This window comes from Colwellia chukchiensis (assembly GCF_002104455.1).
GTDB classification, from domain to species: Bacteria; Pseudomonadota; Gammaproteobacteria; order Enterobacterales; family Alteromonadaceae; genus Cognaticolwellia; species Cognaticolwellia chukchiensis.
In genome coordinates this window covers 1-4,976 of the sequence record NZ_NBOC01000034.1, presented here as the reverse complement: position 1 = coordinate 4,976, position 4,976 = coordinate 1, and the positions used below count along the sequence as shown (strand labels likewise).

Annotated in this window: 8 protein-coding genes and 1 pseudogene; 3 read left to right on the top strand and 6 right to left on the bottom strand. The window is 38.7% G+C overall.

Going from position 1 to position 4,976, the window contains the following annotated elements; all coding sequences use genetic code 11:
- The 6 genes from B6K83_RS17995 to B6K83_RS17970 form a co-directional block, all read right to left on the bottom strand.
- Window positions 1-680, bottom strand: a 680-nt coding sequence (locus B6K83_RS17995) for an IS256 family transposase (RefSeq protein ID WP_143327786.1), incomplete at its 3' end; no start/stop codon positions are given.
- A 129-nt stretch (window positions 681-809) separates the two neighbouring features.
- Window positions 810-1,364, bottom strand: coding sequence for a carboxymuconolactone decarboxylase family protein (locus tag B6K83_RS17990; protein ID WP_085286227.1), 555 nt, complete (start codon window positions 1,362-1,364; stop codon window positions 810-812).
- 2 nt (window positions 1,365-1,366) lie between these two features.
- Window positions 1,367-2,017, bottom strand: coding sequence for a DsbA family oxidoreductase (locus tag B6K83_RS17985; protein ID WP_085286226.1), 651 nt, complete (start codon window positions 2,015-2,017; stop codon window positions 1,367-1,369).
- Between the two features lie 2 nt (window positions 2,018-2,019).
- Window positions 2,020-2,382 (bottom strand): cupin domain-containing protein, encoded by a 363-nt coding sequence (locus B6K83_RS17980; RefSeq protein WP_085286225.1) that lies wholly within the window; start codon window positions 2,380-2,382, stop codon window positions 2,020-2,022.
- Between the two features lie 8 nt (window positions 2,383-2,390).
- A complete protein-coding gene (locus B6K83_RS17975) occupies window positions 2,391-2,933 on the bottom strand; it encodes a redoxin domain-containing protein (RefSeq protein WP_085286224.1) in 543 nt (180 codons plus the stop codon).
- Between the two features lie 9 nt (window positions 2,934-2,942).
- On the bottom strand, window positions 2,943-3,539 hold the full coding sequence (locus B6K83_RS17970; RefSeq protein ID WP_085286223.1) for an NAD(P)H-dependent oxidoreductase: 597 nt from the start codon (window positions 3,537-3,539) through the stop codon (window positions 2,943-2,945).
- Window positions 3,540-3,683: 144 nt separating this feature from the next.
- On the opposite strand from B6K83_RS17970, the gene B6K83_RS17965 reads away from it, so the two are divergent.
- The 3 genes and pseudogenes from B6K83_RS17965 to B6K83_RS17955 form a co-directional block, all read left to right on the top strand.
- Window positions 3,684-4,040, top strand: coding sequence for a winged helix-turn-helix transcriptional regulator (locus B6K83_RS17965; protein ID WP_085286222.1), 357 nt, complete (start codon window positions 3,684-3,686; stop codon window positions 4,038-4,040).
- A gap of 11 nt (window positions 4,041-4,051) precedes the next feature.
- Complete coding sequence (locus tag B6K83_RS17960) at window positions 4,052-4,666, top strand: acyl carrier protein phosphodiesterase (protein ID WP_085286221.1); 615 nt, start codon at window positions 4,052-4,054, stop codon at window positions 4,664-4,666.
- Between the two features lie 121 nt (window positions 4,667-4,787).
- Window positions 4,788-4,976 (top strand): annotated as a pseudogene (locus B6K83_RS17955) (IS256 family transposase); the annotation flags it as partial.

Sequence of the window (4,976 nt, the reverse complement as noted above, 5' to 3'; positions counted from 1 at the left end):
AGAATATCTTTAACACCACGGTTTTGAAGCTCGGTTAACACATTAAGCCAGAACTTGGCACCTTCGTTTTCCGATATCCACATGCCCAGAAGCTCTTTGTGGCCTTCAATATTTACACCTAAGGCTAAATAAATAGCTTTATTGATGACTTGTTTGTCTTGGCGTACTTTGACGACTAAACAATCGAGGTAAACGATTGGATAAACCGCATCGAGTGGCCTAGCTTGCCATTCAACAACCTGAGCAATAACGGCATCTGTGACACGTGATATAAGCGTTGGCGATACATCAGCATCATACATTTCCTTGAAGGTAGAAACGATTTCCCGTGTCGTCATGCCTTTGGAATACAGATATAAAATTTTGTCATCCATTGACGTAAAGCGAGTTTGATTCTTTTTAACCAGTTGCGGTTCAAAGCTTGAATCTCGGTCACGAGGCGTATCTAAATCGACCTCTCCATCTTCAGTTCGAATGGTTTTAGGTGAGTAACCACTACGTGAGTTTTGGTGATTTGATTGCTCATAGCGAGCATAACCAAGGTGCTCGTCTAATTCAGCGTTCAATGCTGCTTCAACCGTCACCTTGGTTAACATTTTACGAAAGTCAGTTAAATCTGCTTCTGACTTGATTGATTTCGCAGCTTGCTTAGCAAACGCTTCTAGTTCTTTTTTATTCATCATTGCCTATCCTAAACCCTTTTTAAGGATTAATAATAGGCAGTTACACAGATTTAGTTACAGAGTCCATCTCCATGATCTAAGTGGTGCTTTGGCAATCGCCACATTGGATGATTTTCTAGTGACATACTATTTCTCCGGCTTTTCCCAAGCGTAAGGCTTCATTGCATCATCTACTTCTGTATGCGTTAATGCGTTTGTGAAGTTTGAGATTAATTTTGATGCTAGTCCGGTTAATACTTCCAATGCTTGGCGCTTAGTATATCCAGCATTTAAAAACTCATTTAACTTATCGTCACCAATATGGCCTCGGTTGTCTAATAAGGCTTTTGTGAAATCATGAAGCGCTTGAAGCTTTGCGTCTGGCAGTTTAGTGCCATTTCTCAACGCTTGAATAACATCATCTGGCATTTTAGATGACTTCATCATCCACGTATGGCCGGGAACACAATAGTGGCAATTATTTTCAAAGTTAGACGTCATAAAAACAACTTGTTGCTCAACCGGGCTAAACGTTGTTTCTTTCATGAAGCTTGTAAATGTTTGGTTGTACGCTTTATAAGTTGCTGGAGCTTCAGCTAAAATTTTGTGGAGGTTTGGGATCATGCCAAAGCCAGCTAAAGATTGCTCCATCAATGGTTTCGATTCTTCTGGAGCCGTATCCGGCTCATGGTAAGTAAACATAATTAATAGTCTCTATTTAAATATTGATTGAGTACACGTTCAAAAGTTGCTATTTCTTGTGCACCTGAAAGGGCCTGTTCGCCATTAAAAATAAATAATGGTACGCCATGTATTCCTCTTTGATGCCAGTGCTCTTCGATTAACTTCACTTCCTCACTATATGAGTTGTTAGCTAATACAGACTGTGCTTGCAGGGAGTTCAAGCCGACCTTTTCAACAATATGGATAAGTTCTGGCTCAGTAAATGTGCCTCTGTTGCCGAAAAAATGCTCAAAAAGTGCTTCTGCTAATTGGTTTTGCAAATCACTTTCTTTGGCCCAATGAAGTAGTTGATGACATTGATGCGTATTAAGCATTTTCATTTCATCAAAGTAGTTAAATGTGAAGCCAACTTTTTTGCCTTCTTCAGTTAACATCGCTCTGGCTCTAATGCTGCCTTCTATTGTAGTTCCATACTTTTTCGACAAATGTTGTCTTAGGTTTTCACCTTCTTTTGGCATACTGGGGTTAAGCTCGAAGGGGTGCCAGACAATATTAACGTCGAATTTAGTGTCAAAATTGGCTAATACCGTTTTTAAGCGACCATAGCCAATTACACACCAAGGACAAACCACATCAGAAACGATATCAATATTAATTTGCGTCTTTGACATCATTATTTCTTTTCAACGATAATTGCAGTGATAGTTGTGTCACCAACATTTTTAACTTGATGTTCCCATTGGTCATGCCACATCACGTAGCCATCTGGGATCTCCAAAGTCATGTCTTTTTCACTCGTTGTTATCGTCGCCTTGCCACCTTTTTCGAAGTAAACAGTCTCAGCATTGTGTTTATGCCAATTATCCTGTTCACCCGGTTTGAGTGTCATCTTGAGTACGGTAACTAATTCGTTCTCAAGTAGAAGTTCATATTGATTTGGAGATGCGATGTGAGCAGATTCGACCTTCGCGTCTTCTGCAAGCGCATTTCCAAACAATAGGGCTGATATAACAGTAGCCAATAAAACTTTTTTCATAGGAACTCCTATTTATGCATACCGCGAATAGGGTAATTGTTATCAGGATTGCGTATCCATCCTAAGCCGCTTATTAATGACTGAAGCTCTGGTCTTATAAACGGGTTGTTTGAAATATCTGCAACGTGCACTTTACCTTCACTGTTAACGACAAATAGTCCCGGCTCAGCAAATTGATGGTCGGTTTCTTCTGGGGATCTAGGGTCTGATATATACAAGCCAAGCTCTTCCATTTGTTCAGTAGTAAGGCCGTAGGCGATGGGGAAAGACACATCAAGTCTTTCCATATGACTTTCTAGTTGTTCTTTACTGTCTCCGGAAACGGCGATCAAATCTACGCCTGTTTGAGCCAGTAAGTTTTTCGCACTTTCTAATTGGTTGAGGTATCGCGTACAAAGAGGACAATGCTGGCCTCTGTAAACAACTACCATTTTCCAATCCAAGCCATTTTCAGATGTTGATATCTTCTTTACATCACCATTTAATAACTTTGCTTCAATTACAGGAAAATCAGCTCCTGCGTGCAATTTAGTAGTATATTCAACGCTCATTGCTGTTCCTTAAAAATGTTTGTTAATGTGAGCTTCAAAGCGTTTGAAGTCATTTTCTACATCGGCATTCTTCATCACATCAAAGCACGCAAATGTTTCCATTGGCTTCATACCAAAGAACTTGAAGTTCATGTGCATAGGGAACATTAAGTCGTCGATTGATTTGCCATCAAAAAATTCATCTTCATCGTTAAATGCTTCTTCTGGCGCATTAAAGGTGAGTGACATCATATACTTGGTGCTCGTTAACGTGCCGCCCATACCATAGTTTTTCTTTGGTGCCTCTTCTGTACGGCCGTCACCAACACATAACGCTCCCCCCATACCAGCGGTATAAACTTCATCCATATACTTCTTAAATGACCAAGGCACACCCATCCAGTTACTGGGCGATTGAAGGAATACAATGTCTGCCCATTGATGGTGTTCTAATTGCTCTTCTACATCGTACTCATCACTCATTGTTATTACGCGAGTGTTATAACCTTTACCCTCAAGCAGTGTTATTGCTTTATCAATTAAGGCTGCATTTAGCTTGCCTTCGGAAAATGGGTAATACTGGTGGGCATTAATAATTAACACGTTCTTCGAATCAGTAGTGCTCATAAAACAACTCCAAATTAAATTTCAGCAAAAATAAATAAGAGAAACATTCTCTAATTCAATCTATGTATGGTATATTTTAGTTACCTGATTTAAGTTATCAATTAGTATACTTTTAGTAACCTAGTATTTTTATAAGGAGGATTGATGGAAAGTGTCGTAAAAACAGATAGTAAAGGTAGAAAAAAAGTTTTGAATGCATGCACCGAACCCTGCGCTATTGAAAAAGGCATGCGTTTAATTGGCGGTAAGTGGAAAGGCTCCATTATTTATCACCTTAAAGATGAACCTGTAAGGTTTAATGACCTAACCCGTATGCTTGGCGGTGCCAGCAAAAAAATGGTCGACCAACGCCTAAAGGAACTAGAAAGTGAAGGGATGGTACTCAGAAAAGTGATAAGCGATAGACCAGTTGCTGTAACTTATGAGCTCACCGATTTCGGTAAAACTGCACTGAATATCTTAGATGAACTCAGGATTTGGTCAGAATCCCATCAAATATAGCGATAACTACTTTGAATTATTTAGCTCACCTTTACTTAGCACAACCCAATGCAGATTCTCATTTTGGTAATCTTCTTGGCGATTTTGGTGGTAAAAGGTATGTAAAGCATATACCAGTCACAGTGAAAAAAGCGTTAGACAATCATTATTTAGTCGATAAATTTACAGATAACCACGCAGCAGTTAAAGAAGCTAAGCAGTATTTTTCTCAAAAACGTAAACGATTCGCGAGTATTGCGATTGATGTAGTATTTGATCACTTTCTTATTCAGCATTGGACTCTTTTTAATAAAGAACCATTGGCAGCTTTTAAACAAAATAGTTATCAACTTTTGAGTAAACGTATTCCTGATATGCCTTGTAGAATGCAAAAAGTTATTAATAATATGACCAAAAATGATTGGTTTAAAGAGTATGAAACAATAACAGGTATAGGCGTAGCACTTGACAATATAGCCCAACGTATCCGTTTTACTAATAATTTTTCTGGAGCCATTGAGGATATTAAGTGTCACTATAAGGAATTGGAAATGTTATTTTTAGAGTTCTTCCCGCAATTAATCAATCATGTAAATCAAAATGCTATTGAAGGTAATATCGTAAAGAACATTGCTAGACACAACTAAATAGCTACTCATATTGTCGATGAATGTTACATTCAACTTCCGCTAATCGTGATCTGGTCAAGCTAGGTAGTGTTTAGAAATCTGTGTCATTTCAGTATTATTAATAAAATAGGAGTGACACATGACTCAATCTTTCGACTTCAACAAGGCATTAGCTGAACTTCAATCTGGTAAAGGTTTAACAGGTGAAGATGGTGTTTTAACACCGCTTATCAAGCAATTAACCGAAGCCGCTTTAAAAGCGGAGCTAGAACAACACTTAGGAGCAGATCCCGAGCCTAATCGTAAGAACGGTACAAGTAAGAAAACC

Bases quoted from the DNA above. Each gene is read 5' to 3' on its own strand.
- B6K83_RS17990 (WP_085286227.1), bottom strand. From the start codon at position 1,364: ATGTTTACTTACCATGAGCCGGATACGGCTCCAGAAGAATCGAAACCA.
- B6K83_RS17985 (WP_085286226.1), bottom strand. From the start codon at position 2,017: ATGTCAAAGACGCAAATTAATATTGATATCGTTTCTGATGTGGTTTGT.
- B6K83_RS17980 (WP_085286225.1), bottom strand. From the start codon at position 2,382: ATGAAAAAAGTTTTATTGGCTACTGTTATATCAGCCCTATTGTTTGGA.
- B6K83_RS17975 (WP_085286224.1), bottom strand. From the start codon at position 2,933: ATGAGCGTTGAATATACTACTAAATTGCACGCAGGAGCTGATTTTCCT.
- B6K83_RS17970 (WP_085286223.1), bottom strand. From the start codon at position 3,539: ATGAGCACTACTGATTCGAAGAACGTGTTAATTATTAATGCCCACCAG.
- B6K83_RS17965 (WP_085286222.1), top strand. From the start codon at position 3,684: ATGGAAAGTGTCGTAAAAACAGATAGTAAAGGTAGAAAAAAAGTTTTG.